This window comes from Kitasatospora sp. GAS204B (genome assembly GCF_029892155.1).
Lineage (GTDB): Bacteria > Actinomycetota > Actinomycetes > Streptomycetales > Streptomycetaceae > Kitasatospora.
The window spans coordinates 25,571-49,788 of record NZ_JARZAG010000009.1 but is presented as its reverse complement, the minus strand read 5'-3'; the positions used below and the strand labels follow the sequence as shown (position 1 = coordinate 49,788).

At 73.8% G+C, this 24,218-nt stretch carries 18 protein-coding genes; 3 read left to right on the top strand and 15 right to left on the bottom strand.

The genetic code is table 11. The features are described 5' to 3' along the window. Nucleotides 1-8 precede the first annotated feature (8 nt). The 14 genes from P3T41_RS14545 to P3T41_RS14480 all read right to left on the bottom strand — a co-directional run bounded on the left by P3T41_RS14545 (nucleotide 9) and on the right by P3T41_RS14480 (nucleotide 19,540). Complete coding sequence (locus tag P3T41_RS14545; protein WP_280690245.1) at nucleotides 9-1,046, bottom strand: HAD-IIIC family phosphatase; 1,038 nt, start codon at nucleotides 1,044-1,046, stop codon at nucleotides 9-11. Then, nucleotides 1,036-2,226, bottom strand: a complete 1,191-nt coding sequence (locus tag P3T41_RS14540; protein ID WP_280690244.1) for an acyl-CoA dehydrogenase family protein — start codon at nucleotides 2,224-2,226, stop codon at nucleotides 1,036-1,038. Before P3T41_RS14540 ends, P3T41_RS14545 begins: the two co-directional genes overlap by 11 nt. Further along, nucleotides 2,223-2,573, bottom strand: coding sequence for an acyl carrier protein (locus tag P3T41_RS14535; RefSeq protein WP_280690243.1), 351 nt, complete (start codon nucleotides 2,571-2,573; stop codon nucleotides 2,223-2,225). The genes P3T41_RS14540 and P3T41_RS14535 overlap by 4 nt, the downstream gene beginning before the upstream one ends. Then, nucleotides 2,570-3,457: a 3-hydroxyacyl-CoA dehydrogenase family protein gene (locus P3T41_RS14530; protein WP_280690242.1), complete on the bottom strand. Its 888-nt coding sequence runs from the start codon at nucleotides 3,455-3,457 to the stop codon at nucleotides 2,570-2,572. Before P3T41_RS14530 ends, P3T41_RS14535 begins: the two co-directional genes overlap by 4 nt. Next, nucleotides 3,454-6,528: a beta-ketoacyl synthase N-terminal-like domain-containing protein gene (locus P3T41_RS14525; RefSeq protein ID WP_280690241.1), complete on the bottom strand. Its 3,075-nt coding sequence runs from the start codon at nucleotides 6,526-6,528 to the stop codon at nucleotides 3,454-3,456. Before P3T41_RS14525 ends, P3T41_RS14530 begins: the two co-directional genes overlap by 4 nt. Beyond that, a complete protein-coding gene (locus P3T41_RS14520; protein ID WP_280690240.1) occupies nucleotides 6,525-8,999 on the bottom strand; it encodes a non-ribosomal peptide synthetase in 2,475 nt (824 codons plus the stop codon). The genes P3T41_RS14525 and P3T41_RS14520 overlap by 4 nt, the downstream gene beginning before the upstream one ends. Nucleotides 9,000-9,081: 82 nt before the next feature. Next, entirely contained in the window at nucleotides 9,082-10,536 is a 1,455-nt protein-coding gene (locus tag P3T41_RS14515; RefSeq protein ID WP_280690239.1) for an NAD(P)/FAD-dependent oxidoreductase, read from the bottom strand. Then, entirely contained in the window at nucleotides 10,529-11,563 is a 1,035-nt protein-coding gene (locus P3T41_RS14510; protein WP_280690238.1) for a phosphotransferase, read from the bottom strand. The genes P3T41_RS14515 and P3T41_RS14510 overlap by 8 nt, the downstream gene beginning before the upstream one ends. Further along, nucleotides 11,560-12,843: a hypothetical protein gene (locus P3T41_RS14505; protein ID WP_280690237.1), complete on the bottom strand. Its 1,284-nt coding sequence runs from the start codon at nucleotides 12,841-12,843 to the stop codon at nucleotides 11,560-11,562. Before P3T41_RS14505 ends, P3T41_RS14510 begins: the two co-directional genes overlap by 4 nt. Then, on the bottom strand, nucleotides 12,828-13,868 hold the full coding sequence (locus P3T41_RS14500; protein WP_280690236.1) for a transketolase C-terminal domain-containing protein: 1,041 nt from the start codon (nucleotides 13,866-13,868) through the stop codon (nucleotides 12,828-12,830). The genes P3T41_RS14505 and P3T41_RS14500 overlap by 16 nt, the downstream gene beginning before the upstream one ends. Beyond that, nucleotides 13,861-14,730 carry a transketolase gene (locus P3T41_RS14495; protein ID WP_280690235.1) on the bottom strand — a complete coding sequence of 290 codons (870 nt, stop codon included), beginning with the start codon at nucleotides 14,728-14,730 and terminating at the stop codon, nucleotides 13,861-13,863. The genes P3T41_RS14500 and P3T41_RS14495 overlap by 8 nt, the downstream gene beginning before the upstream one ends. Further along, complete coding sequence (locus P3T41_RS14490) at nucleotides 14,727-15,464, bottom strand: class I SAM-dependent methyltransferase (protein ID WP_280690234.1); 738 nt, start codon at nucleotides 15,462-15,464, stop codon at nucleotides 14,727-14,729. The genes P3T41_RS14495 and P3T41_RS14490 overlap by 4 nt, the downstream gene beginning before the upstream one ends. 551 nt (nucleotides 15,465-16,015) lie before the next feature. Further along, entirely contained in the window at nucleotides 16,016-18,427 is a 2,412-nt protein-coding gene (locus P3T41_RS14485; RefSeq protein ID WP_280690233.1) for a hypothetical protein, read from the bottom strand. Nucleotides 18,428-18,433: 6 nt separating this feature from the next. Beyond that, nucleotides 18,434-19,540 carry a hypothetical protein gene (locus tag P3T41_RS14480; protein WP_280690232.1) on the bottom strand — a complete coding sequence of 369 codons (1,107 nt, stop codon included), beginning with the start codon at nucleotides 19,538-19,540 and terminating at the stop codon, nucleotides 18,434-18,436. Between the two features lie 231 nt (nucleotides 19,541-19,771). Here P3T41_RS14480 and P3T41_RS14475 point away from each other — a divergent pair, with 231 nt between their 5' ends. Further along, nucleotides 19,772-20,704: an LLM class F420-dependent oxidoreductase gene (locus P3T41_RS14475; RefSeq protein WP_280690231.1), complete on the top strand. Its 933-nt coding sequence runs from the start codon at nucleotides 19,772-19,774 to the stop codon at nucleotides 20,702-20,704. 17 nt (nucleotides 20,705-20,721) lie between these two features. Continuing rightward, nucleotides 20,722-21,501, top strand: coding sequence for a class I SAM-dependent methyltransferase (locus tag P3T41_RS14470; RefSeq protein ID WP_280690230.1), 780 nt, complete (start codon nucleotides 20,722-20,724; stop codon nucleotides 21,499-21,501). 257 nt (nucleotides 21,502-21,758) lie between these two features. On the opposite strand, the gene P3T41_RS14465 is transcribed toward P3T41_RS14470, so the two are convergent. After that, the gene (locus P3T41_RS14465; RefSeq protein WP_280690229.1) at nucleotides 21,759-22,802 is read right to left on the bottom strand and encodes a Gfo/Idh/MocA family oxidoreductase; all 1,044 of its coding nucleotides are present in this window, start codon (nucleotides 22,800-22,802) and stop codon (nucleotides 21,759-21,761) included. A gap of 160 nt (nucleotides 22,803-22,962) precedes the next feature. Between P3T41_RS14465 and P3T41_RS14460 the strand changes: the two genes are divergently transcribed. Continuing rightward, the gene (locus P3T41_RS14460) at nucleotides 22,963-24,066 is read left to right on the top strand and encodes a hypothetical protein (protein ID WP_280690228.1); all 1,104 of its coding nucleotides are present in this window, start codon (nucleotides 22,963-22,965) and stop codon (nucleotides 24,064-24,066) included. Nucleotides 24,067-24,218 lie beyond the last annotated feature (152 nt).

Genomic DNA, 24,218 nt, shown 5'->3' with positions numbered 1-24,218 from the left:
AGAGGGGCTCAGGCGAGTCGACCGAGGTCGAGCTGGAGGTAGTCGGGGTAGTTGCGACCGGTGTCGGGGGCCAGGCGGAGCCTGCGGACGGGGCCGGCGCCCTCGGTCGTCTCCTGAAAGCCGGCCAGCCGGTAGACCAGGTACATCGGACGGTTCACCTCGGTGGGCAGGAAGTCCGCGGTGAGGTGCTCGCCCCGCGCGTCGGCCGACCGGGCCAGGTAGGTGAGGATCGCACCGCCGACGTTGCGGCCCATCACGCGGCAGGACATCAGGAAGAGCCGGATCCGCGACTCGCCCGGCTGCCGGCCCAGCAGCACCAGCCCGATGGTCCCGAGGTCGCCGAACCGGTCGGTCAGCCTGGCGACCAGCAGCGACTGCGAGGGGTCGGTCAGCAGGGCGGACAGCTCCTCGACCGAGAAGGTGAGTCCGGTGGTGTTGAGTTGATGGGTGCGCTGGGTCAACTCGGCGGCTCGGAGCAGGTCTTCTGAGGTGGCCGGGGCCAACTGGAGCTTCATCTCCAGCGAGCGCAGGAACGCGACCCGCGGGCCGGCGTACGACTCCTCGTACGACTGCCTGGACTGGGCCTCGCGGTAGAGCTGACGCCGCCGACGGGCCTCGGCGCTGACCGACTCGGGGAGCGCGGGATGCCCGGGCAACTGGTCGAGGTCCGCCGCGTCCAGTCGCCGGACCTGCGGCACGGCATCGGCCACCTCGGCCCGTTCGAAGGCCGAGTCGTCGACGAACAGCAGGCTGTCCAGGCCGATGCCGAGCCGGCGGGCGATCTCGCGGAGCATCTCGGACTTGGGTTTCCAGGAGATCTCCGGATACAGGAAGTACTCCTGGAGACCGAATTCGGCGAGCTTGGCCAGCGCGCGCCGCGGCTCGTTCTTGCTGGCGACGGAGAGCAGCACGCCGCGCCGGTCGAGGTCCTCGATCAGCTCACGGACGCCGGGGCGCAGCGTCAGGGCGTCGTTCTCCAGCAGGACGCCGTTCCAGAGCGTGTCGTCGAGATCCCACACGACGCACTTGATCTGGTCACCGGGCATGGCAGGGCTCCTGGGCTCGGGTCGCGCGCCGGCGGGCCACAGCCTGGGCCGAGACCAGCTGCTGGATCAACTGGGTGTTTCCTTCGATGACTTCCATCACCCGCGCGTCGCGGACGTACCGGTCCACCGGGCTGCCTTCGAGCAGGCCGGCCGCGCCGTGGATCTGGGCGGCCGCGCCGGCCGCGGTGGAAGCGGCCCGGGATGCGGTCAACTTGGCCAGCAGCACGTGGAACTGGCTCCATTCGTCGTCCCCGTCCAGGGCGGCCGCCGCCCGCTCGCAGTGCAGCTCGGCGGCCTCGGTGGCCGCCACCGCGTCGGCCAGCAGCCCTGCCACCAGCTGGTGGTCGCGCAGTGGCACGCCGAACTGCCGGCGGTGGCCGCTGTGGTCGAGCGCGGCGTCGCAGGCGCTGCGGGCCAGGCCGAGCGAGCCGAACGCCACGCAGAGCCGGCCCAGCGTCAGCGCGCCGAGCGCGGTCCGGCTCAGCCCGGTGCCGGGGCGCCCGAGCGCCCGTTCGGGCGGGACCTGACTGTCCGTCAGGACGAGCTCGCCGAGCATGCCACCGCGGAATCCCGTGGTGCGGGGGGCGGGCCGCAGCCGGACGCCGGGAGCGTCGCGCTCGATCAGCAGCGCGAGTTCGCCGCCCGCGGCTGTGCCCGCGGCTTTGCTCTCGGTCTTGCTCCCGGTCTTGCTCTCGGTCCTGGCGAAGACCAGGAAGAGACCCGCGACGGTCCCGAAACTGATCCACTTCTTCTCCCCGTTGACCACCCAGCCGGCCGCCGAACCGTCGGCGGTGGTCCGGATGGCCCGCATGTCGCTGCCGGCCTCCTGCTCGCTCAGCGCGAAGGCGCCGAGCAGCTCACCGGTGGCGAGCCGGGGCAGGAACTCCGCCCGGGCCCGGGCCCCGGCCCAGCGGGCGATGCTCAGGCAGACCATGCCGTGCACGGTCAGCAGGCTCTGCAGCGCCGCGGACTCGGCCGCCACCGTCGCGCAGAGCCGTCCGTAGGCGGCGAAGCTCATCGGCCGGCCGCCGTACTCCTCGGGCACCATGGCGCCCAGCGCGCCGCTGCGGGCCAGTTCGCCGATCAGCCGCTGCGGCACCTCGGCCTCGCGGTCGATGGCCGCACCGGCCCCGCGCAGCGCGTCGGCAAGCCCGAGGTCCGGGGCGGCGGGAGCGCTCACCGGTCCTGCTTGCGGCGGACGAAGCCGACGATCGCGGCGATGCTGTCGAAGTTCGCGAGGTCGAGGTCCTCGTCCAGCACCGGCACCGCGAACCGGCGCTCCACGAAGGCCACCAGGGCGACGGTGGCCAGCGAGTCGAGCAGGCCCGCGGTGATCAGCTGGTCGCCCGAGCGCAGTTCGGCCTCGTCGATGTAGCGGTGCAGGAAGCGGGTCGTCTCCTGCCGGATGAGCTCGTCCTGGTCCACGGTGGCCGTGGGGTCGGCCGGGTCGGCCGGGTCGGCCGGCTCGGTCGGGTCGGTCGGGTCGGTCGTGACGTGGTCGGCGCCGATGCTCGCATGGGTGGTCATATCGTCTGCAGCTCCGGGTAGGTGAAGAATCCATGTCCTGACTTGCGGCCGAGGTGCCCGTCCGCGACCATCCGCCGCAGCCGGGCGCAGGGCTCGAAGCGCTCGGGGCGCTGCGGGCCGTCCGAGCCCCCGGGGCCGCCGGCACCGAACTGCCGGGCGAGCACCTCCAGGGTGCGCACCACCGTGTCGACGCCGATCAGGTCGGCCGTGCGCAACGGGCCGCTGCGATGTCCCAGGCAGCCCTGGAACAGGCGGTCGACGTCCTGCGGGCCGGCCACGCCGTCGTCCAGCAGAGCGGCCGCCTCGTTGACGAAGATCATCAGACAGCGGTTGATCACGAACCCCGGTGCGTCGTCCACCACGACCGCGCTCTTGCCCATCCGGGACAGCAGATCGCGCAGCGCCTCGATCGCCCAGGGAGCGGTGTGCGGGGTCCGGACGGCCTCCACCATCGTGGTCAGGCCGACGGGGTTCATGAAGTGCGCGCCCAGCACCCGGTCCGGGTGGTCGGTGGCCAGCGCCAGGCTGGTGACCGGCACCGCCGAGGTGTTGACCGCGACCACGGTGCGGGCGGGCAGCAGCCGGTCGAGGCGGCGGTGCAGCTCGGCCTTGGCGGCCTCGTCCTCGACGATGTTCTCCACCACCAGGTCGACGGCGGCCAGGCCGCCGAGCTCGGTGGCGAGCGTCAGCGTGCCCGTTGCCGCGGGCCGGCGGCCGCTCAGCCGGGCCAGCCGCCGTTCGGTCGCCATCCGCTGCTCGGCGGCGGCCAGGGCCTGCGGGTCGTTGTCGTGCAGGACCACCTGCAGGCCGCTGTCGAGCGCGGCCTGGGCCAGGCTGGCGCCGATCACGCCGGCTCCGACGATGCCAACGGTGTGCTGGTTCAAGAGAGTTCTCCTCGACTGTCGGACTGCCGGCGTTGTTCCTGCCGCCAGTGCTCGATCCGGGCCGCCATGCCGCCCAGCGTCGACTGCTGGAAGACCACCCGGGCGGGCACGTGGGCACCCAGCAGCCGCTCCAAGCCGACGATCACGCGATAGCTCATCAGCGAGTCGCCGCCGAGCTCGAAGAAGTCGTCGGTGGGCTGCGGGTCGGGGGCGCCCAGGACCGTGGACCACAGCTCGGCCAGCATCGGGAGCACCCCGTCGCCGGGGACGGGCGTGGCGTCGGCCGGCTCGCCAGGAGCGGGCATCCCGGTCGACTGCGGCCGCTCGGGACGGTCGGTCACGGCAGCTGCGGCTGGCGCGCCGGTGAACTGACTGCCCGTCAGGTCCGTCAGCCGTTCGGCGATCCGCAGCGGCCGCAGGTCCAGTGCGGTGGGTGGCAGCCCGGCCCGGCGAGCCGGCGCGCCATCGCGCAGCCGCTGCCAGTCGATCTCCACGCCCGCCTGCCAGAGCCCGCCCAGCGCCCGGGCGAGCGCCAGGTCGTCGGCCTCCCGCTGGTACTCCCGGCGCATCGTGGCGAACACCGTCGCACCGCCGAGCGCGGCACCCGACTGGGCCGCCAGCGTGCGCAGTTGACCGGGCCCGATCTCCACCAGCAGGGGGCAGCGCTCGGCGGTGGTGGCCAGCGCCTGCCCGAACAGGACGGGCGAGGTGAGCTGGCGGCTCCAGTAGCCGGGGTCGGTGAGCTCCTCGTCGGCCCACCGGCCGGTCAGGTTGGCGACCATCGGCACGGTCGGGCGGGACAGCTGGTAGCCGCCGAGGAGTTCGGCCAGTTCGTCGCCGGCCGCCCGCAGCAGCGGGGTGTGGAAGGCATGGTTGACCGGCAGCAGCCGGCCCGGCGAGTCGAGGCGGGTGAGCTGTTCCTGCACCGCGAGCAAGCCGGCCCGGGTGCCGCCGAGCACGCAGCCGCGCGGCGAGTTCGCCGCCGCCAGCCACACCTCGGGGCCGGTGAACTCGGCCGCCTGATCGGCCGGCAGGCCCACCGCGAGCATCGCCGACGCGGGCTGCCGGGCGACCAGTTGGGCGCGCTGCACGACCAGGCGCAGGGCGTCCTCGGTCCGGAAGACGCCCGCCAGGGTCGCTGCGGCGAGCTCGCCCAAGCTGTGCCCGGTGACCGCGGCCGGCCGCACGCCGAGCTCCGCCAGTGCCTGGGCGAGGGCCAGCTGCAGGCTGAAGAGCAGGGCGTGCGAGCCGACCGGGTCGAACAGCGCCGAGCCGTCCTGGGTGCTGCGCCCGGCGAGCCGGCGCAGGTCGAAGGCCGCCTCGGGGGCCGCGAGCCGCGGGCCCGGGCCGTCCGGGTAGAGGTCGGCCAGCAGGTCGCGCCCGACCAACTCGCCGCACTGGCGCAGGTATCCGGTCAGCGCGGTGGCGAACCCGGGCAGCCGGCCGTGCAGCCCGGCCGCCATGGCGGGGTACTGGTCGCCCACGCCGGGGAAGACGAAGGCGAGGTCGGTCCGGCCGGGCACGGTGCTCACCGGCTCCCGGTCGGCAGTCAACTGCGCGGCCAGCGCGGCCGGTTCGGTGCCGACCGCGAAGCTGCGGTGCGCCCGGTGCCGGCGGCCGGACTGCGACACGTCGGCCATGGTGGCCGGCTCGGCGCCGCCGGCCAGCAGCGCGTCGCGCCAGGCTGCCGCGGTGCCCGCCAGCCCGGGCGCCGAACCGGCGGAGATCAGCACGACCGAGGCGCGGCCCGCACCGGCGTCCTGCTCGGAGGCCGGACGGGCGGGCGGCGCGGGGGGCTGCTCGACGATCAGGTGGGCATTGGTGCCGCCCAGCCCGAACGAGCTGACCGCGGCTCGGCGCGGACCGTCCGAGGTCCAGGTCTGCACGGCACGGGGCAGGCGGAGCGCTCCGGGGTCGCGGGAGACGTAGTCGGCGGGCAGGCCCAGGTTGAGGATCGGCGGTACGGCGCCGTCGCGCACGCTCAGCACGGCGCGGATGAACCCGGCCAGGCCGGCCGCCTCGCGCAGGTGCCCGACCGCCGACTTGACCGAGCCGACCCAGGGGCCGGGCTGGCTCCCCGACCCCTTGCCGTAGACGACGGACAGCGCGCTCCACTCGACGGCGTCGCCGACCGCGGTGCCCGAGCCGTGCGCCTCGATCGAGCCCACCGTCGTCGGCTCGACCTCGGCGAGCAGCAGGGCGTCCCGGATCACCCGTTCCTGGGCGGTGGCGCTGACCGCGCCGTAGCCGGACTTCGCCCCGTCGTTGTTGACCGCCGACCCGCGGACCACGGCGAGCACGCGGTCGCCGTCGGCCTCGGCGTCCACCAGCCGCTTCAGCACCACGGCCGCAACGCCGTCGCCGGCGACCGCCCCGCTGGCCCGGGACGAGAAGGGACGGCAGATCCCGTCCGCCGAGCCGATGGAGCCCGGCAGGTACACGTAGCCGTACTGCTCGGGCACCCGGATCGCCGCGGCGGCGGCGACGGCCACGTCGGACTCGTAGTCGGCCAGGCTCTGGCAAGCCTGATGGATCGCCACCAGTCCGGTGGAGCAGGCGGATTGCACCGCCATGCCGGGCCCGGTCAGGCCCAGGCGGTAGGAGAGCCTGGTGGCGGCGTGGTCCTTGGCATGGCCGATCTCCAGGGCCAGCTCGTCCGGCTCCTCGCCACGGGCCGCCAACACCGCGCGGACGAGGGCCTCGTGGCGGTTGTTGCCGACGCCGGCGAAGACGCCGACCCGGGCGTCGTCGGAGCCGGGCACCACGCAGCCGTCCTCCAGCGCCTCGGAGACGGTCCGCAGCAGCAACCGGTGCTGCGGGTCGGTGATCCGGGCGTCGGCGATCGACATGCCGAAGAAACCGGGGTCGAAGTCGAAGACCCCCTCGATCCGGCCGGACGCGCCGATCCAGCGGGGATCCGCCAGCTGCCGGTCGGGGACCAGCCCGTGCAGCTCCTCGGCCGGCGCCCGGGTGATGCAGTCGCGCCCGGCCAGCAGGTTGGCCCAGTACTGGTCCACGGTGGGGGAGTTCGGGAACCGCCCGGCCAGGCCGATCACGGCGATGGCGGTCATCGGGCCGCCTCCTGGTCCCGGGCGGCACCGCGCAGCGCGGCACGCCGGTCGCGTTCGGCGGCCGACCTGGCCGGGTCGGGGCGCCGGCTGCCGGCGTCGATCACCATGCCGATGCCTGCGGTGGTGCCGGCCGCCGCGGGGTCGGTGCCGTCGATCAGCGCGGCCTGGCCCCGGATGGTGGGCCGGCGCAGCAACTCGGCGAGGTCGACCGCGACACCGGTCTCGTCGCGGATCGCGGCACGCAGCACCAGCAGCCGCAGCGAGTCGCCGCCCAGGGCGGTGTACTCGTCATCGATGCCGACCTCGTCGGCATCCAGGACCCGCTGCCACAGCTCGGTGAGCAGCCGTTCGGTCCGGGTGCCCGGGGCGACCAAGGCGGTGGCGCGGCGCGGGCGCGGGCGGCGGGCCGGGCGCAGCGCCTGCCGGTCCACCTTGCCGCTGAGCAGCTGCGGCAGTCGTGGCAGCTGGGCGAAGTGACGGGGGATCATGAAGTCCGGCAGCCGCTCGGCCAGCGCACGGCGCAGCTCGTGGTCGGTCACGGCCGGGTCGAGGGCGACCACGAAGGCGACCAGCACGGCGCCCTGCTGCGGGTCGGGATAGCCGACCACGGCGGCGTCCCGGACCGCCGGGTGCTCCCGCAGCAGGTGTTCGACCTCCTGCGGTTCGACCCGGTGGCCGCGCACCTTGACCTGCTGGTCGGCGCGGCCGCGGTACTCCAGCTGCCCGTCCGGGCGGTGCACGGCGAGGTCACCGGTGTGGAAGAGGACCGGCGCCTGCGGGTCCCCGAACGGGTTGGGCCGGAACCGCTCCGCCGTCCGATCGGGGTCGCCGGCGTAGCCGGTGGCGAGCCCGGGGCCGCCGACCAGGATCTCGCCGACGATGCCCGGCGGGACCCGCTGGCCCTGCCGGTCACAGAGGTAGACCCGCATGTCCAGCGGTCGGCCGATGACGGTGTGGCTGCCGGACGGCCCGTCCAGCGGCCCGCGCCGGTGGGTGACGTAGTCCGCCTCGGTCAGCGTGTAGGTGTTGTGCAGTTCGAGCCCGTGGGCGCGGACCTGCGCCTCCAGGTCGGGCGGCAGCGCCTCGCCGCCGACGAAGACGTGCCGCAGCCGCTCCAGCTCGCCGAAGGCGGGGTGCGCGACGAGCAGTCGCAGCATCGAGGGCACGAAGCTCACCACTGAGATGGACTCCCGGCCGATCAGCCCGACCAGGTACTCGTCGTCGCGTTCGCCGCCGGGCTCGGCCACGATCGCCGTGCCGCCGGTCGCCAGCGGCCAGAGGAACTCGCGGAAGCTGATCGGCGACTTGAGCAGGTGCCGGTCGGCGGCGGTGAGCTGGTACATGCCCTGTTCGAGGAAGATCCGCGAGGTGTGCATCCGGTGCGGCCGGACCACGCCCTTCGGCACGCCGGTGGAGCCGGAGGTGAAGAGCAGGTAGGCCGGGGTCTGCGGGCCGGCCCCGGTGTGCGGGGCGGTGCCGGGGCCGGACTCCTGCGGGTCGGGGACGGCCGGGAACTCCAGTACCGGCAGGCCGAGTTCGAGCGGTGCGCCGCCCGGGCCGTGCAGCAGGGCGGCCGGGCCGCCGCTGTCGACGAACTGCGCCAGCCGGGCCACCGGCAGCGCCGGGTCCAGGTAGAGGATCGCGCCACCCGCCTTCAACACGGCCAGCAGCGCGGTGAACAGGCCCAGGCTGCGCTCTCCGGAGACGGCCACCGGCTGCCCGGTGGTCACGCCGGCCGCCAGCAGGCGGTGCGCCAGACGATTGGCCGCCTGGTCGAGCTGACGGTACGTCAACTCGTCGTCGCGGAAGCGCAGGGCGACCGACTCCGGAGTGCGGGCGGCCTGCTGGGCGAACAGCTCGTGCAGTGTGGTGGCCGGGTACTCGGGCAGTACGGCGGGGTCGGCGCCGTTCAGCGCCGCCTCCTCGGGGGTGAGCAGGTCCAGCTCGGCCAGCAGTCGCCGGGGCTCGGCGGCCACCTGCGCGGCGATCCGCTCCAGGTGACGGGCGATCAGCTCGACGGTGCCGGCGGGGTAGGCGTCAGGGTTCCAGTGGATCCGCACGCTTGCGTCGGGCGCCGTCAGCAGGCCGAGGTCGCCACGGGGCGGCTCCGCCGTGGCGGGGCCGACCACCAGCAGCGGGGCGTCGGAACTCGGCGGGGCTGGGGCGGCCGGGGCGGGAGCGGCCAGCAGCTCCAGCAGCGCGGTCCAGGAGAGCCGCCCTTCGGTGGCCGCCAGCGCCTGGCGCGCCGCCTCGAGAGAACCGGAGCCGCCGAGGGCCTCGGCTCCGTCGGTCGAGCCGATCCGGTAGGGCGCGCCATACCGCTCGGCGAGGATCAGCAGCAGCGCGGCCGCCAGCTGGCAGGGCGGCACGTCACGGTGGGCATCGCGCAGCCGCGCGTACGGCTCCGGCGCCCACGCCCGGCTTTCGACGGGAACGCGGACCGCCGCTCCACGAGTGGGCAGTTCGAGCATGGGACCCTTCCTTGGTGTGCCGTGGTTCGGGGGTTCAGCCGTGCCGGCCGGTCGGCCGTAGGACCTCGTTCGGGTGAGCAGGTCAGCCGTGCAGGATCGTCTGGGCGGCGGCCAGGCCGGTGGCGGCCCCGTAGGTGACGCCGATGATCTTCGAGGAGCAGTCGCCCACGAAGAAGAGGCCCGGCGCGCTGGACTCCATGCCGTCGGACAGCTCGATCGCGGGGAAGACGCGCTCCACCACGGGCGCCGCCACCACGGCCTGAGGCCCGCCGATCCCGGGGGCCAGCTCTTCGAGGCGCTCGACCATGCCGGCGATGTCGGCCACCCGGCGCGGCCCGAGCGCCTCGCGCAGGTCCACCCAGGCCGCGTGGACCAGGCTGGTCTTCGCGTCGCCCTCGCCCTCGCGCCCGAGCAGTTCGGCCGCCCGCTGCACCACGGGCCTACCGTTGCCGAGCGCGGTGATCCGGCGGGCGAAGCCCAACGCGTACTCGGTTCCGTCCAGGCCGGCCGGAACGTCGACGGTGGTGATGATCCCGAAGTTGGTCCGCTCGGTGGGTGTGGTGAGGCAGTGCTGACCGTCCAGCACCACGGCGTCCATGAAGGCGTACTGCATCAGCCGGCCGCCCTCGCAGACGCAGAACGTCCGGACCGACTCGCCCTGCTCGTTGAGGTAGGCGAGCTTGGGGTTGTGGCACGAGGCGGTCAGCGGGGCCGCGATGTCCCGGGGCGCCTCCAGCCGCACGCCCAGGTCGACCCGCAGCGGTGCGCTGTGCGCGACCTCGGCCTCGGTGAGCAGCCTGCGGACCCAGCCGAGGCCGAGCTTGCCGACCGCCACCACCACCGCGCGGGCCCGCAGCACCCCGCCGAACTCGGCCGGCACCTCGACCCGCCACAGCCCGTCGGCCTCGCGGGTCACCCGCCCGGCCGGACAGCCGAGCAGCAGTCGCAGGCCTTGTGCACAAGCCTCGTCGGTCAGCGCGTCGACCACGGTGAGGGCCTCGTCCACGGTGATCGCCTGCGACACCGCGTCGTCGACCAGGGCGAAACCGCCGGCGCCGGCCAGCGTGCTCGCGGCGGGGCGCTCGCCCTGCGCCGGGGGCAGGCCGAAGCGGTACATCGAGGCGTACACCTCCTCGACCGAGCGGGCCGCCCGGTCGAAGTCGCCCAGGGCGCGCTCCAGTCCGCTGTAGGTGCGGAAGCCGCCCTGCCCGTCCCGCTCGATCTTGGAGCGGGACAGCCCGTTCACGTAGCCGAGGTTGATGTCGAAGTGGAAGGCGGCACCGCCGAGTCCGGTCAGGCAGGTGCAGCGGTTGCACTGGAGTCGGAACTTCTCCGCGGCGCGGACGGTACGGCCGTTCATCCGGGCGCTGACCCGGGGGCAGAGGCTGTCGCGCATCGTGCCGCCGGCCTCCAGCAGCGCCACCTTGGCCCCGCCGACCGCCAGCCGCCAGGCGGAGAACAGCCCCGCCGGGCCGGCGCCGATCACGATCGCGTCCAGCGGCTCGGTCTGCGGTGCCGGCGCCACCCAGTCAGTCATCGTCGCCTCCGTGCCAGAGTGTGCGCTCCTGCTCGAAACGGGCCGCGAAGGGGCCGTAGAAGAGGTGGGCGGTGGGTCGGTGCTGCTTCTCGATGCGGTGGATCATCCACTGGCAGAAGAGCGGGAGCAGCTGGACGATGTCGTCCACCCGCTGCCCGGTGAGCCGCGCGTAGCGGCGCAGGGCCGAGGTGGCCGCCGCCCGGAACGCGTTCTCCCGGTGGAAGACCTGGTCGAAGAGCCAGTCGAAGCCGTGCTCCGGATACTCGGGGAAGGCGGCCAGGGCGGCGGTGACCACCACGTTGAGCACGTCCAGCGCCGGCAGGCCGGCCGGCTGGTAGTCCTCCCAGTCGATGGCCGCGAGCCGCCCGTCCTGGTCCACCTGGAGGTTCCACGGGCCGAAGTCGCCGTGCACCGGCCCGACCAGGGCCCGGTCCAGCGCGGCGGCCGTGGCGTCGGCCGGCCGGGGGAGGTCCGGCAGGAAGGCGGTCAGCACCGACAACGGGGTCGGCTTCGCCAGGGCTGGGCCGCTCAGGTGCAGTCGAGCTGCCAACTCCACTGCCTCCAGCAGGAGTCGCGCCCAGCCGGCGGGTCCGGTGGTGGCCATCGCGGTGGGCAGGTCCCGGTCCGGGACATAGCTCATGACGAAGCCGCCGTGGCAGGTGCGGATCGGACGCGGGAGCGGGACGACCGGCTCGCGCAGCGAGTTGAGGATCCGCCACTCGCCGGCCACCATCCGGTCGTCCGGGTCGAGCGCGATCTTGGCGACGTACCGCGGCACGCCGTCCACCGAGGAGCCGACGAACAGCCGCTGGCACGCCTTACGGGCGCTGCGCGGCACCCAGGAGCGGAACCCCAGCCGCTCCGGCGCCACCCCGTCCAGCTCCCGGTGGACCTCGGTCAGCGTCTCGGTCGCCAGCGCCAGGAGCGTCTCGCGGTCGGTCGGCGTCTCGGTCTCGCGCTCGGTCTCGCGCTCGGTCTCGCGCTCGGTCTCGGTCGGGTGCTCGCTCTGGCGGTCGATGACGGTCACCGGGGCTCGCCGATCAGCCGATCGGAGCGCAACGAGTCGAAGGTCTCGGTCACCAGGGTGCCGAAGGACGGCCCGTGCAGCAGCGTCCGCAGCTCGGCCACGCCGTCCTGGCGCTCCTGCGGCCCGACCGCGAGGTACTGCTCGATCCGCTCGTTCATCCCGGTGCGGAAGCGCGCGTAGCCCTCCTCGGAGGCCAGCACCGTGCCGACCTGGTCGACGATCGCGGCGGTTCCCTCGAAGTCGTCGGCCGGGACGCGGTAGTCCTCGATCAGGCCGGAGAAGCGGGCGCCCAGCCGGTTGAACAGGGTGTCGCCCAGCTGTTCCAGATTGACGATGTGGCCGTAGTGCTGCTCCGGCAGCGCCATCGGCAACTGGCCCAGCTGGAGCGACTCGTGAATGGCCGTCAGGCCTGGTGTCAGCATGTAGTGGCGGGTGCCGGAGACCTCCTGGAGGAACTCCGGCTGCGGCATGCACTGGAACTCGGCCCGCCGGCCCGCCACCTCGACCTGGTGTTCGCGGCCCGCACCGAAGGCGCCGCCGCAGACCGCCACCCGCTCGAACTGTGGCCAGTCGGCCAGCAGATCGGGCACCCAGCGGACGAACAGCCGCAGGTAGTCGTTGTGGTGGTCGTAGTCCAGCAGGAAGTTCTTGAAGCCGCCCAGATTGATCACCAGGTCGTAGCGGGACGGCCGGCCCTTGACCACGCCGTGCAGCGTGCCCTCGTCGATGATCGCGCCGCTCAGCCGCATCTGCCGCACGCCCAGCCGGCGGATCTCGGTCACCCGGGCCGGCACGCCGGGGAAGTTCTGCACCACCGAGGCATCGGCCAGCAGATGTGCGGCGTAGATCCGCTCGTGCGGGGAGAGGCCGGCGAAGTGGGCGTCCAGCGACTCGTAGGAGTCGCGCGGGGCGCTCGCGCAGAGTTCGGCGACCCGCGTGGGCTCCGGAACCTTCCAGAAGCCGAAGAGACTGTCCACCATCAGCACCGGGCGCCCGGCCACCACGGCCCGGAACACCAGCTCGGCGCCCATCACCGAGACGATGTAGTCGCTCTCGCCGAGCAGTTGCTCGAAGCCGCCGAGCAGCGGACCGTCGCCGATCTCGGCGCTCTCCGGGATCTCGATGATCTCGTCGAACGCGTCCGCGTTGCGTCGGGCGAAGTCCGCCGCGACGGTCGTCCCGAGGAAGGTCCGCTGGTGCTCGGAGAGCAGTCGGGAGATCGCGGTGAGTTTGGAGATCGGCCCAAAGCCGCAGCTCTGGGCGCCTAGGACGAAGCGCATGCAGTCACTCCAGGTTCGGAAGCGGGCGCGAGCAGGGCGCACGAGATGGCGTGGGAGTCGATGCCGTAGAAGCGGAAGAGTTCACCCCGGTCGGCCACCGGGGCCCGGCGCCCGTCCACCGCCAGCGGGACGAAGCGGCCGTGCCACCAGCCGGCCAGCGCGAGCGCCGTCCCGGAGGCCAGGCCGCCCGCCGCGAGGTGCTCCTCGACGGTGACCACCACCCGGGCGGTGCGCGCCGCGGCCGCGACCGCGGCGCTCGGGAAGGGCGCGACACAGGTCAGCGCCAGGACCTGGACCGGCAGGCCGGTGGCCCGCACCCGCTCGGCCGCGCGCAGCGCCTGCGGCACGGTCGCCCCGGTCGCCACCACGAGCGCACCGCCGGGCTCGCCGAACGCGCGAGGCCGGTCGACCGAGAACTCCTGGTCGGCGGTGAAGACGACCTCGTCCTCCCGCGCGCCCAACCGGACGTACGCCGGCCCCGGCCAGGCCACCGCCTCGCGCAGCGCCCAGGCGGCATCGTGCACGTCCACCGGGCAGAACACCCGGGTGCCGGGCATCGCGGCCAACGCGGCCAGGTCCTCGGTGACATGGTGGGTGGCGCCGAGCGTGCCGTAGCCGAGGCCGCCGCCGATCCCCACCAGGGTCACGTCCAGGCCCGGTTGGCAGACGTCGAGCCGGATCTGCTCGGCGGCCCGGCGGACCAGGAACGGGGCCATGGTGCCGACCACTACCCGCCGTCCGGTGCGGGCGATCCCGGCGGCCACGCCCACCAGGTTGGCCTCGGCGATGCCCACGTCGACGAACCGCTCCGGGTGGGCGCGAAGGAACCGCATGGCCAGCGCGTGGCCGTCCGCCGCCAGCACCACCAAGTCCTCGAAGCGGTCACCGAGTTCGGCCAGCACCTCGGCGCAGGCCGGGCGCATCGCCTGGAACCGCGGTGCGGCGCGATCGGGTTCGGCCGTTTCCAGGTCGGTGGCCGCCTGGCGGGTTGCCGCCGCGTGGGCAGGCGAGACCAGGTCAGTCATCGGAACCGCTGTCGGCCGTGGCGCCGACGGCTGCCAGCGCCGTGGCCAACTGCTCGGTGGAGAGCCGGCCGACATGCCATTCGGCACGGTGTTCCATGAACGGCACACCCTTTCCCTTGATCGTGTGGCAGAGAATCACCGAGGGCCGGTGCCGCTGAGCCCTCGCGTCGGCCAGTGCGGCCGCCAGGGCCAGGTGGTCATGGCCGTCCACCTCGGCCGTGTGCCAGCCGAAGGCCCGCCACTTGGCCTCCAGCGGCGACAGGTCCAGCACCTCGGCCGTCCGGCCCTCCTGCTGCATGCCGTTGGCGTCCACCAGGGCGACCAGCCGGTCGAGCCGCCGATGGGCCGCGAACATCACCGCCTCCCAGACCGAGCCTTCGTTCAACTCGCCGTCGCCCAGCACCACATGGACGACGCCCTGGTGCCCGTCCAGCCGCCCGGCCTCGGCCAGGCCGGCCGCCACGGACAGGCCGTGGCCGAGCGAGCCGGTGGACACCTCCACGCCGGCGGTCTCCTCGTGCGGATGTCCGGCCAGCGGTCCGTCGTGGCGGTCGAGGTCGAGCACCCCCCGCTCGGCCAGCACGGCGTACAGGGCCCACACCGCGTGCCCCTTGCTGAGGATCAGCCGGTCCCGGGCCGGATCATCCGGGAACGAGGGGCCGAGCCCCATCGCCGCGCAGACGGTGACGAGGATGTCGGCCACCGAGAGGGAGGGGCCCAGATGGACCGGCTGGTCGACGGCGAAGCGCAGGATCCGGCGTCGTACGGCCGCCGCCACCGCTGGGGTTCCGGTCCGGTCGCCCTGGTGGCGACCGGAGCCGAGGGGCCGGTCGGCGTGGACGACCGGAGCGGAACCGCTCACTGCTCGGGGCGCTGGTAGACCGAGACGTGCAGGCCGGACTGGGCGGTGAACGGCTCGCGCGTCCAGCTGCCGAAGCGGTCGACCTTGCGCAGGCCGGCGAGCTGGGCCATCAGGTCCATCTCGGACGGCCAGATGTAGCGCAGGAACGCCGGGTAGAGCTCGACGCCGCCGTTCTTCAAGTGGATGTGCTGCTCGAGGATCCGCTGGGTCGACGGGTCGTGCTTGTCGGCCTCGATGAGCACGTGGTCCAGGCCCAGATCCAGCACGTGTGCCCGGGAGTTGCGCTGGAACCGGGTCGGGTCGGGCATGAAGGCCTCGACCACGAAGTAGCCGCCGGGGCGCAGCGCCGCCGCCGCGCTGCGGAAGCAGGAGAGCTGCTGCTCCTGGGTCTGCAGCGCGTAGATGGTGTTGAGCACCAGGAACGCGAGCGAGTAGTCGGGCTCGGCCTCGAACGAGGAGATGTCCGCCAGGGTGACCTGGATGTCGGCGCCGCCGGGCTTCTGCCGCATCTTGTCGATCATGTCCTGCGAGCTGTCCAGGCCGTGGATCTCGACCCCCCGCTCCGCCAGCGGGATGGCCAGCCGTCCGGTGCCGATGGCCAGCTCCAGGGCCGGACCGTCGCCGGCCAGCTTGTGCAGGAAGTCGACCGCGTCGTCCGGAGCCGGCCAGGGCAGTCCGTCGTAGATCCCGCTCCAGCGCGTGCCGTAGGTCAGCGCATCCCAGTCGGTGTTCACGTTCGCGAGGTCTCCTCTTGGCTCAGGCATGACGATTCGTTTCGGGGGACCCGGGACGAATCACTTGGTGGGGACCGGCTGGGTGTAGTTGTCGCCCCAGCTGGTGTCGGACTGAACGATGACCGTTGCCGCGGTGGCAATCGGACGGTGTGTCACCGAGGGGGCCGCGACGGCTGCCGCGGTACCCAGAATCAGACCCGCAACCGCGACCGCAGAGAAAATCGCCTTAGAAAACATGTGGGTTCCAATTGCTGCTGTGCGAAAGGGATTAGGTGGCCAGATCGGCGTCCGCCGGTTTTCGGCGGGTCAACCTTGAATAGGAATCTAGGCAGTACCTGCGGCGAAATCCACAGGGCAGCGGCGGGGAGAGGATGACAGACGCAAAAAGCGCAGGGCAGCAAATCGGGCTTCCCGCGCAAAACGGGCATAGTGCTGTCGGGAGGCCGTTGAAACGCCCCGATCGGCCCCGAACAAGCGCGATCGCCCGGCCGGGCAGGCCGCTCCGCGGGACCTGGCCACCGGCCGGGCGATCGTGGTCGGACGGGCCCGGCTCAGCCGCCTTCCGGGTCTGCGGGATCGCCGCCCGCAGCCGCTCGCCGCACCGCTCCCAGCCCCGCCGCCGCGCCGGTCGCCCGGGCGCAGGCGTCGTCCACCTCGTGCCGGGCCGGCGTGTGGCGCTCGCTGCCCAGGCTCAGCCGCACGGTGAGAGCTCGCAGCCCGGCGGGCAGTTGCGGCCCCCGGTAGACGCTGCGCACCTCCAGCCCGCGCAGCAGCGGCCCGGTCGCCGCCTGGACGGCCGCCAGCACCGCCGCCACCGCGAGGTCTCCCGGCAGCAGGAAGGTCAGGTCCTGCTCGACGGCGGGGAACCGCGGGGGCGGGGTGACCAGCGGCGGCCGCTCGGGGGCGGCGAGCAGCGCGTCGAGGTCGAGTTCGGCGGCGGCGAAGGAGCGGCCGGCCCCCGCCGCGGCCCGGGCGACCCGCGGATGCAGCACCCCGATCCGGCCCACCGCGGCGTCGTCCACCAGCACGAGGGCGCCACTGCCGGGCTGGAAGCCGGCGAAGTCGGCGGCGACCAGCGTGAACCCGGTGAGCCCGGCTGCCCGCACCGCGGCCCGCAGTGCCCCGGCGACCTCGCGGACGGCCTGCTGGTTCAGCTCCGCCCGATCACTCGCGGTCGCCTCGACCCGGCCGAGGAGCACCGCCAGCCGACTGGCCTCGGGCCGATCGGTCTGCTCGGGCAGCACCACCGTCCCGGCCTCGAAGAGCGCGCAGCCGCGGGCCAGGCGCAGATTCGCGGTGGCGGCGGCGAGCAGCCCGGGCAGCAGGCTGCGGCGGACCTCCAGCAGCGCCTGCGGCGCCTGGCCCGGCTGGCCGGGGCCGAGCACCGGCAGCAGTCGTCCGTACCAGTGCGGCGCGTCCGTGCGCAGCTCCTCGGGCACCGTGCCGTCCCGCACCGCGGGTGAGACCACCTCGTGGAAGCCCTGGCGGGCCACCGCGTCCCGAGCGGCCTCCCGGCGCACCCTGGTGCGATCGCGGCGTGGGGCCACCGGATCGCTGGGGACCGTGTCGGGCAGCGCGCGGTACCCGTGCAGCCGGGCCAGCTCGGTGGCCAGCTCGGCGGGGCCGGACAGGTCGGGCCGGAACGGCGGCACGGCGACCAGCAGCCGCCGCTCGCCGACCTCCCGGGCGGTCGCGCCGATCCGCAGCAGCAGCGACCGGCACTCGGCGCGACTGAGCGACGCCCCGAGCATCCCGGTCAGCTCCTCGACGTCCAGCAGGAGCTCCCGGCGCTCGATCTCGGGCCCCTCGGCCTGCGCCACGGCCGGCCGGCCGACCTGCGGCGCGGCCTCGCGCAGCAGCGCCACGACCCGCGCCACCGCCAGCGAGGTCGGTGCGGCCCCACCGAGCGCCAGGCCGGCCGGCCCGACGGCGACGATCAACAGGCCGGCCGGCGCGTCCCTGTGCCCGGGCCCCGCGCCGCTGTCGATCCGCACGCCCAGCCGCTCGGGCCAGGGCACCGGCAGCTCGCCCGGCAGCGCGGCGGCCGCGTCGTCGGCCGGCCCGCCCATGGTCACCGCGGTCACCGAGCCCCCCGCGGCCACCGGGTGGGCGCGCAGCCGCACGCCGTACTCGTACTGCGCGATCCGCAGCGCGCTGCGCAGCCCGGGGAACCCCTCGGCCGGCTCGGCGGGCGCGATCCCGGCCAGCGCGAGCCGCCCGTCGTACCCGGCCAGGCGCAGGTCGGCCGGCAGGCCGGCCAGCAGCGCGGCCGCCGCCTGCAGGCCGGGCTCGGCCACCGTCAGCGGCAGTGCCGGCCCTGGCACCGGCCGGTCGCAGTGGCAGGGTTCGGAGCGCGCGAGCCGAGCGCCCTCCGGCAGGTCGAATCCCGCCCGGGCCGAGATCTCGACAGCCAGGCCCCACAGACCGCGGCAGTGGCCCAACTCGGCGGGCACCTTGACGTGCAGGATCTCCTCGCGGCGCCCGTCCGGCAGCAGTGGGTGGACCGGCTCGCCCAGAGCCGCGTCCGCCGGCAGCGGGCACGGCTCGTCGTCGCCGCCGTCCAGGCCGAGCTCGGCCCGGCCGCAGAGCCGCCCGCCGGGCGCGCCGCGCCGGGCGGCGGCCACCTTGCGCACACCGTGCAGCACGTCCGGCGCCGCGGCGCCGACGGGAGCGAGCAGCCGCGCGCCCGCCAGCGCGACCGCCACCACGTCGCCGGGCGCGGGGCGGCGGGCCAGCGTGCCGGGCAGCTCGACGACCTGCGGCTCGGGCACCGCCACGGTCAGCTGCCGGCCCGTGCCGTCGGGGTCCGCCAGCACCCGGGCCGCCACCACCCGGGGGTGCAGCAGGCCCAGCGGTTCCACGGCGGTGACGGTCACGCCGGCCTCGCCGAGCAGGTCGTCGACGGTGCGCGCGGACAGCTCACGGCCGAGGAAGGCGGTGAGCCAGGACAGGGGGATTCTCACGAGCAGTCACCTCGGGGCGAACTGGACGAACTGGGTGAGGACGCGCAGGTCGTTCTGCAGGAAGTGCCGGATGTCGCGCAGGCCGTGCCGCAGCGCCAGCACCCGCTCCAGGGAGATCGCCAGGGCCAGGCCCCGGGTCCGCTGCGGGTCGCAGCCGATCCGTAGGATCTCGGGGACCAGCAGGCCGCCGCCCATGATCTCCAGCCGCCCGCTGCCCCGGCACAGCTCGCAGCCCGCCGTGCCGCACGGGCGGCAGTCGACGTCCACGGCCACGCCCGGCGTGGCGTAGGGGAACGAGCGGAACCGGAACCGGGGGGCGAAGCCCGGGCCCATCACGTCCTCGACGAAGCCCAGGGTCAGGCCCTTCAGGTCGCTCAGCCGGATCCGTGGCCCCAGCGCCACCACCTCGAACTGGTGGAACTGGGTGTGGGTGCGCGGCGTCGGCACGCCGTTGCGGAAGCACGGCCCGGTCACCACGAAGCGCATCGGCTGCCGCGGCCGCTCGCGTTCGAGCACACCGGCCTGGGAGGCGGTGGTGTGGCTGCGCAGCAGCGTGTCGGCCGTGAGGTAGAAGCTGCGGTCCAGGCCCCTGGTCGGATGGTCGGCGGGGACGCCGAGGATGTCGAAGCTGTGCGCCACCGTCTCCACCCAGGGCGAGTCGAGGTGCGCGAAGCCCAGCTCGCCGAAGTGCCGCAGGCACTCCCGGGTGAGCAGGGTGATCGGGTGCAGCCCGCCGAGGTCCCGCTCCGCCGGCGGCATGGTCGGGTCCAGCCGCTCCTGCGCGAACCGGGCCTCGGCAGCGGATCCAGCCAGTTCGGCGGCGGCCAGGGTCAGCCGCTGCTGCGCGTCGGCGAGCGCCTTGCCCAGCTCGGCCCGCCGCTCCCGGGGCAGCTCGCCGAGCCGGGCACGGCAGCGGGCGAGCGGGGCGCGGCGGCCCAGGTGGGCGCGTTCCCAGTCGGCGAGTTCGTCGGGGGTCGGGGTGAGCCGGCGCAGGGCGTCCAGCGCCGCGTCCCGCAGCGCGTGCACGGCCGGCAGGTCCGGTGGCGCGTCGTCGCGCGCCGCCGGGTCGGCAACGGTGGCCCCGGCGTACGGGGGATCGGCGGACGACGACAACGGACGGTCCCTTCTGAAAACCTGCGCGACTCGGTCCGGCTCGTCATGGCGGCGCGGTCACCGTGAAACGAGCCGCCCGATACCGCCGGTAATCCTGGAACAGCACCCTGCGGACGGCAAGGGACTCAGCCGGTTAATGGCTGCTTTGTCCGGTTCCTCCGGGGTGGCCAATTATTCCGTGGCAGCCGTCGCCGCTGTTCTTCGCACGGTCCGGCGGTCCACTATGGCGGAATGCAGCTCCGCATCTTCATTGAGCCCCAGCAGGGTGCTTCCTACGCGGCCCAACTGGCCGTTGCCAGAATCTCCGAGGATCTGGGTTTCGAGGGATTCTTCCGGTCCGACCACTATCTGAGCATGGGCGCGGTGAGCGGCCTGCCGGGGCCCACCGACTCCTGGCTCACGCTGGCCGCCATCGCCCGGGAGACCTCCTCGATCCGGATCGGCACGCTGATGTCCGCGGCCACCCTGCGGCCGCCCGGCGTGCTCGCCCTGCAGGTGGCGCAGGTGGACGAGATGTCCGGCGGCCGGGTCGAGCTGGGCCTGGGCACCGGTTGGTACGAGGCGGAGCACCGGGCCGTCGGCCTGCCCTTCCCGGCCCGCCGGTTCGACATCCTGGAGGAGCAGCTGCGGATCATCACCGGGCTGTGGACCACCCCGGCCGGTGAACTCTTCGACTTCGCCGGCGAGCACCACACCCTCAGCGGGAACCCCGCGCTGCCCCGCCCCGTCCAGCGCCCCCACCCGCCGCTGCTGGTCGGCGGAAAGGGCCCGCGCCGCACCCCGGCGCTCGCCGCCCGCTACGCCGACGAGTACAACATCGGCTTCGTCCGGGCCGAGGAGGCCCGCCTGCAGTACCAGCGGACCAGGGCCGCGTGCGAGGCCATCGGCCGCGACCCCGAGGAGCTCTGCTACTCCGTCGCGCTGCCGGTCTGCGCCGCGACCACCGAGGCACAGCTGGCCGACCGCGCCGACCGCCTCGGGCGCGGGGTGGCCGAGCTGCGCGCCACCGGGCTGGCCGGGTCGCCGGCGGAGCTCGTCGACCGGATCGGCGAGTACGCGCGGGCCGGCGCGCAGCGGCTCTACCTGCAGCTCCTGGACCTGGAGGACTGGGACCAGCTGGAACTGTTGGCCCATCATGTGATGCCCCAGGTGTTCGCCGAGTGAAGGAGCGCCAGAGAACCATGACGATCGACACCAGCGACCACTACAACGTGGCCGGCCAGGAGGACGGGCGGCTGTCCAGGACGCCGCACGGCCGGCTGGAGTTCCTGCGCACCCAGGAGCTGCTGCGCCGGGTGCTGCCGCCTGCGCCCGCCCGGGTGCTCGACGTGGGCGGCGGGACCGGCGCGCACGCGCGCTGGCTCGTGGCGGACGGCTACCAGGTGCGGCTGGTCGACCCGGTGCCGGCGCACGTGGACGCAGCCGCGCTGATCCCCGGGGTGGCGGCGGAGGTCGGGGACGCCCGGGAGTTGACCGCGCCGGACCACAGCGCCGACGTGGTGCTGATGCTCGGGCCGCTCTACCACCTGGTGCACGCCGCCGACCGGCAGCGGGCACTGGCCGAGGCGCGCCGGGTGCTGCGGCCCGGCGGGTTGCTGGCCGCCGCCGGCACCAGCCGCTACATCACGCTGCTGGAGGCCGGCAGCGGCGGACGGTTGGACCGGGAGATCGCCGAGCGGGTGGCCCGGACCCTGCGGACCGGCGAGTACGACGGCCATCTCGGCTTCGTCCAGGCCCACTTCCACACCGCCGAGGAACTGCACGAGGAACTGCGCGAGGCGGGGCTGTCGGAGATCTCGGTCCTCGGTGTCGAGGGACCGGTCTGGTCGGCCCTGGACATGGCCGGAAACGATGCGTTCGACGCGCATGTCGAGGCGGCGCTGCACAGCGCCCGGCTGGTGGAGACCGACCCGCTGCTGGTCAACGCCAGTGCGCACCTGCTGGGCATCGCCCGCGGCTGAGCCCGCGGGCCCGTTGCTCGAACCTCGCCCATCCGGGCGGTCCGAGCAACGGGCCCACACGGCGCGTCGGTGACCGGTCAGGGCTTAGGGCCTGTACGGCGGATCTTTCCGGGCCCGCGACGCCGGGCATCCCGGCTGGACGCACGCCCGAATCGCCCAAGTACGTCCAGTACGAGGACGACTCGGGCGCACGCCCAGCCGGGCGCCCAACGCCGCGGGCTCATCCGAAAAGATCCGCCGTACAGGCCCTAGCGGCCCTACCGCACGGCCGCCGCCGACGCGGCCGCGTGCTCGTACAGGCCAAGCACGGCGTCCAGCGTCCCGATCGCGTCCCGCGCGGTGGACAGCATCGGGCGGCCGCTGGTCACGCTCTGGCAGAAGTCGGCGATCTGCCGGCGGTGCGAGATGCCGTAGTAGTCGATGCCCGGCGGCTCGGCGACCGCGGTGCGGGCCTGCTCGGCGCTCACCCGGCGGTACAGCTCCGCCGAGCCCGACCAGTGGTGCAGGGTGCCGGGGTGGTCCAGGTCGAAGGTGACCGAGCCGAGCGCGCCGACCACCTCGAGCCGGGTGCGCCAGTCCACGCTGCTCGCCACGGTCACGTTCATGGTGACCGGTACGCCGTCGGCGGTCAGCAGCGCGCTCAGCGTCTCCTCGGTCTCGATGACGTCGGCCAGCACCTTGGTGCTGGTCACGGCGGCGCGCACGGCCAGGTCGCCGCAGATCCAGCGGACCGTGTCCAGGCAGTGGTAGCCCTGGTTGATCAGCGCCGAGCCGCCCTCGCCGTCGAGCGTCCCGCGCCAGTAGCTGTCCGCGTAGTAGCTCTCCGGGCGGCTGCTCTGCAGGCTCACCGCGACGTAGAGGAGGTCGCCCAGCAGCCCCTCGCGCACCCAGCCGCGCACGGCCGACACCAGCGGGTCGTAGCGGTGCTGGGCCACCACGGACAGCACCCGGCCGTTCGCGGCCGCGCAGTCCACCATCCGCTGGGCGTCCGCCGGCTGAGTGGCCATCGGCTTCTCCACCAGCACGTGCTTTCCGGCCTCCAGGAACGCGATGGCCAGTTCGGCGTGCTGCCGGTGGTCCACCGTGATGGAGGCGCTGGTCAGCGCCGGGTCGTCGAGCAACTCGTGCCAGGCGGCCGACCAGCGCGGTATGCCGTGCTCGGCGGCGAAGGCGGTGGCGGTCGGCTGGTCGCGGTCGCAGGCCCACGCGACGGTCCAGTCCGGCAGCGACCGGAAACCGTCGACGTGGTTGGGAGCCACGCGGCCGCAGCCGACGATCGCATGGGAGCGGGGAATCGCCACTGTCGAATCACTCCTTCGGGAGGCGGATGCCGTCGGCAACTGGCTGACGAGCACTGGTCATATTCCGTTACTGCCTTGTTAGGATCGCGAGCGAGTCGACGGCCATGCGGGCGGTCTGGACTCGTGCGACCATCCACGGCCCGCGGCAGGTGAGGGCGATATGACCAGCCTCGATTTCGGCGGGCCGTCGGATCTGGACGAGCTCCACGCGGTTGTCTACCAACACGTGATGGAGACACGGGAGTTGGACGTCGCCAGCTTGACGGCCGCACTGGGGTGCGGCAAGGAACAGGTCGAGCAGGCCCGGGACACCCTCGTCGAGCTGCAGTTGATCGTCCTCAGCTCACCGGAGGACGGGCGGTGGACGGTGGTCAGCCCCGATGTCGCCAAGGCCCGCGTCGTCGATCCACTGGAGAACAAGATACGACACCAGGCGGCGCTGGCCGAGCGGATGCGCCAACAAATCCACGCGCTCGTCCCGGTCCACGATGCCTATCGCCGCAAGGAGTCCCGGGGCCAGGCGATTGACATCGTGTCAGACCTGACCGTGGTGAATCTATTGCTGAACGCCGAGAGTGACAAGTGTGCCCGGGAGGTCCTCACCCTCCAGCCCGGCGGCGGGCGTTCGCCGGAGCGGCTGGCCCTGGCGCTGGAACGGGACCGGGCGATGCTGGCGCGCGGCGTGCGGATCCGGACGGTGTATCAGCACGCGGCCCGCTACGACCTGCCCACCCAGGGGTACGTGGAGACGCTGACCCGGGCCGGTGGAGAGTTCCGCAGCGTGGACGAGGTGCCCGACCGGCTGGTCATCTTCGACCGGAGCACCTGCTTCGTGCCGATCCGGCCGCTGTGCGAGCGCGGCGAGCTCAGCGCGGACGACCCGGGGCGCGGCGAGGCCGCCGCGATCATCCGGGACCCGCAGGTCACGGCGTTCATGGTTCGGCTCTTCAGCGTGCTCTGGGACCAGGCCCAACCGTTCGACCCGACCTTCCCGCAGCCGAAGTTCATCACCGACCACCAGCGCCGGATGATCCTGCGGCTGATGGCCACGGGCGCCAAGGACGAGGTGGTGGCCCGGCGACTCGGCATGTCGGTCCGCACCTGCCGGCGCCACATCTCCGACCTGACCCAGGCGCTGGGAGCGGAGAGCCGCTTCCAGGCCGGCGTGATCGCCGCCCGCCTGGGCCTGCTGGCGGCCCCGGAGGAGACCGGCCCGGAGGAGGGCGGACCGAAAGCGACCGGCCTGTCGACGGCCGGCGCATAGGTTGACGCCGGGATTCGCGCTGGATGCCCGATTTGCGGGCCTGAGCGCTTGCTGTCTGTCAGGATCTTCGGGACCCGGTCCAGCGGTCGCGGTCGGCTCGGCGCTATAGCCTCCGGGTATCGGTGCTGTCGGGAACCGCCCACTCCCGTGCA

What these genes read in the sequence shown, in the direction of transcription:
- P3T41_RS14470 (WP_280690230.1), top strand. Translation starts at nt 20,722, where the DNA reads ATGACGATCGACACCAGCGACCACTACAACGTGGCCGGCCAGGAGGAC.
- P3T41_RS14520 (WP_280690240.1), bottom strand. Translation starts at nt 8,999, where the DNA reads ATGCTCGAACTGCCCACTCGTGGAGCGGCGGTCCGCGTTCCCGTCGAA.
- P3T41_RS14545 (WP_280690245.1), bottom strand. Translation starts at nt 1,046, where the DNA reads ATGCCCGGTGACCAGATCAAGTGCGTCGTGTGGGATCTCGACGACACG.
- P3T41_RS14500 (WP_280690236.1), bottom strand. Translation starts at nt 13,868, where the DNA reads ATGACTGACCTGGTCTCGCCTGCCCACGCGGCGGCAACCCGCCAGGCG.
- P3T41_RS14505 (WP_280690237.1), bottom strand. Translation starts at nt 12,843, where the DNA reads ATGCGCTTCGTCCTAGGCGCCCAGAGCTGCGGCTTTGGGCCGATCTCC.
- P3T41_RS14475 (WP_280690231.1), top strand. Translation starts at nt 19,772, where the DNA reads ATGCAGCTCCGCATCTTCATTGAGCCCCAGCAGGGTGCTTCCTACGCG.
- P3T41_RS14525 (WP_280690241.1), bottom strand. Translation starts at nt 6,528, where the DNA reads ATGACCGCCATCGCCGTGATCGGCCTGGCCGGGCGGTTCCCGAACTCC.
- P3T41_RS14515 (WP_280690239.1), bottom strand. Translation starts at nt 10,536, where the DNA reads ATGACTGACTGGGTGGCGCCGGCACCGCAGACCGAGCCGCTGGACGCG.
- P3T41_RS14460 (WP_280690228.1), top strand. Translation starts at nt 22,963, where the DNA reads ATGACCAGCCTCGATTTCGGCGGGCCGTCGGATCTGGACGAGCTCCAC.
- P3T41_RS14535 (WP_280690243.1), bottom strand. Translation starts at nt 2,573, where the DNA reads ATGACCACCCATGCGAGCATCGGCGCCGACCACGTCACGACCGACCCG.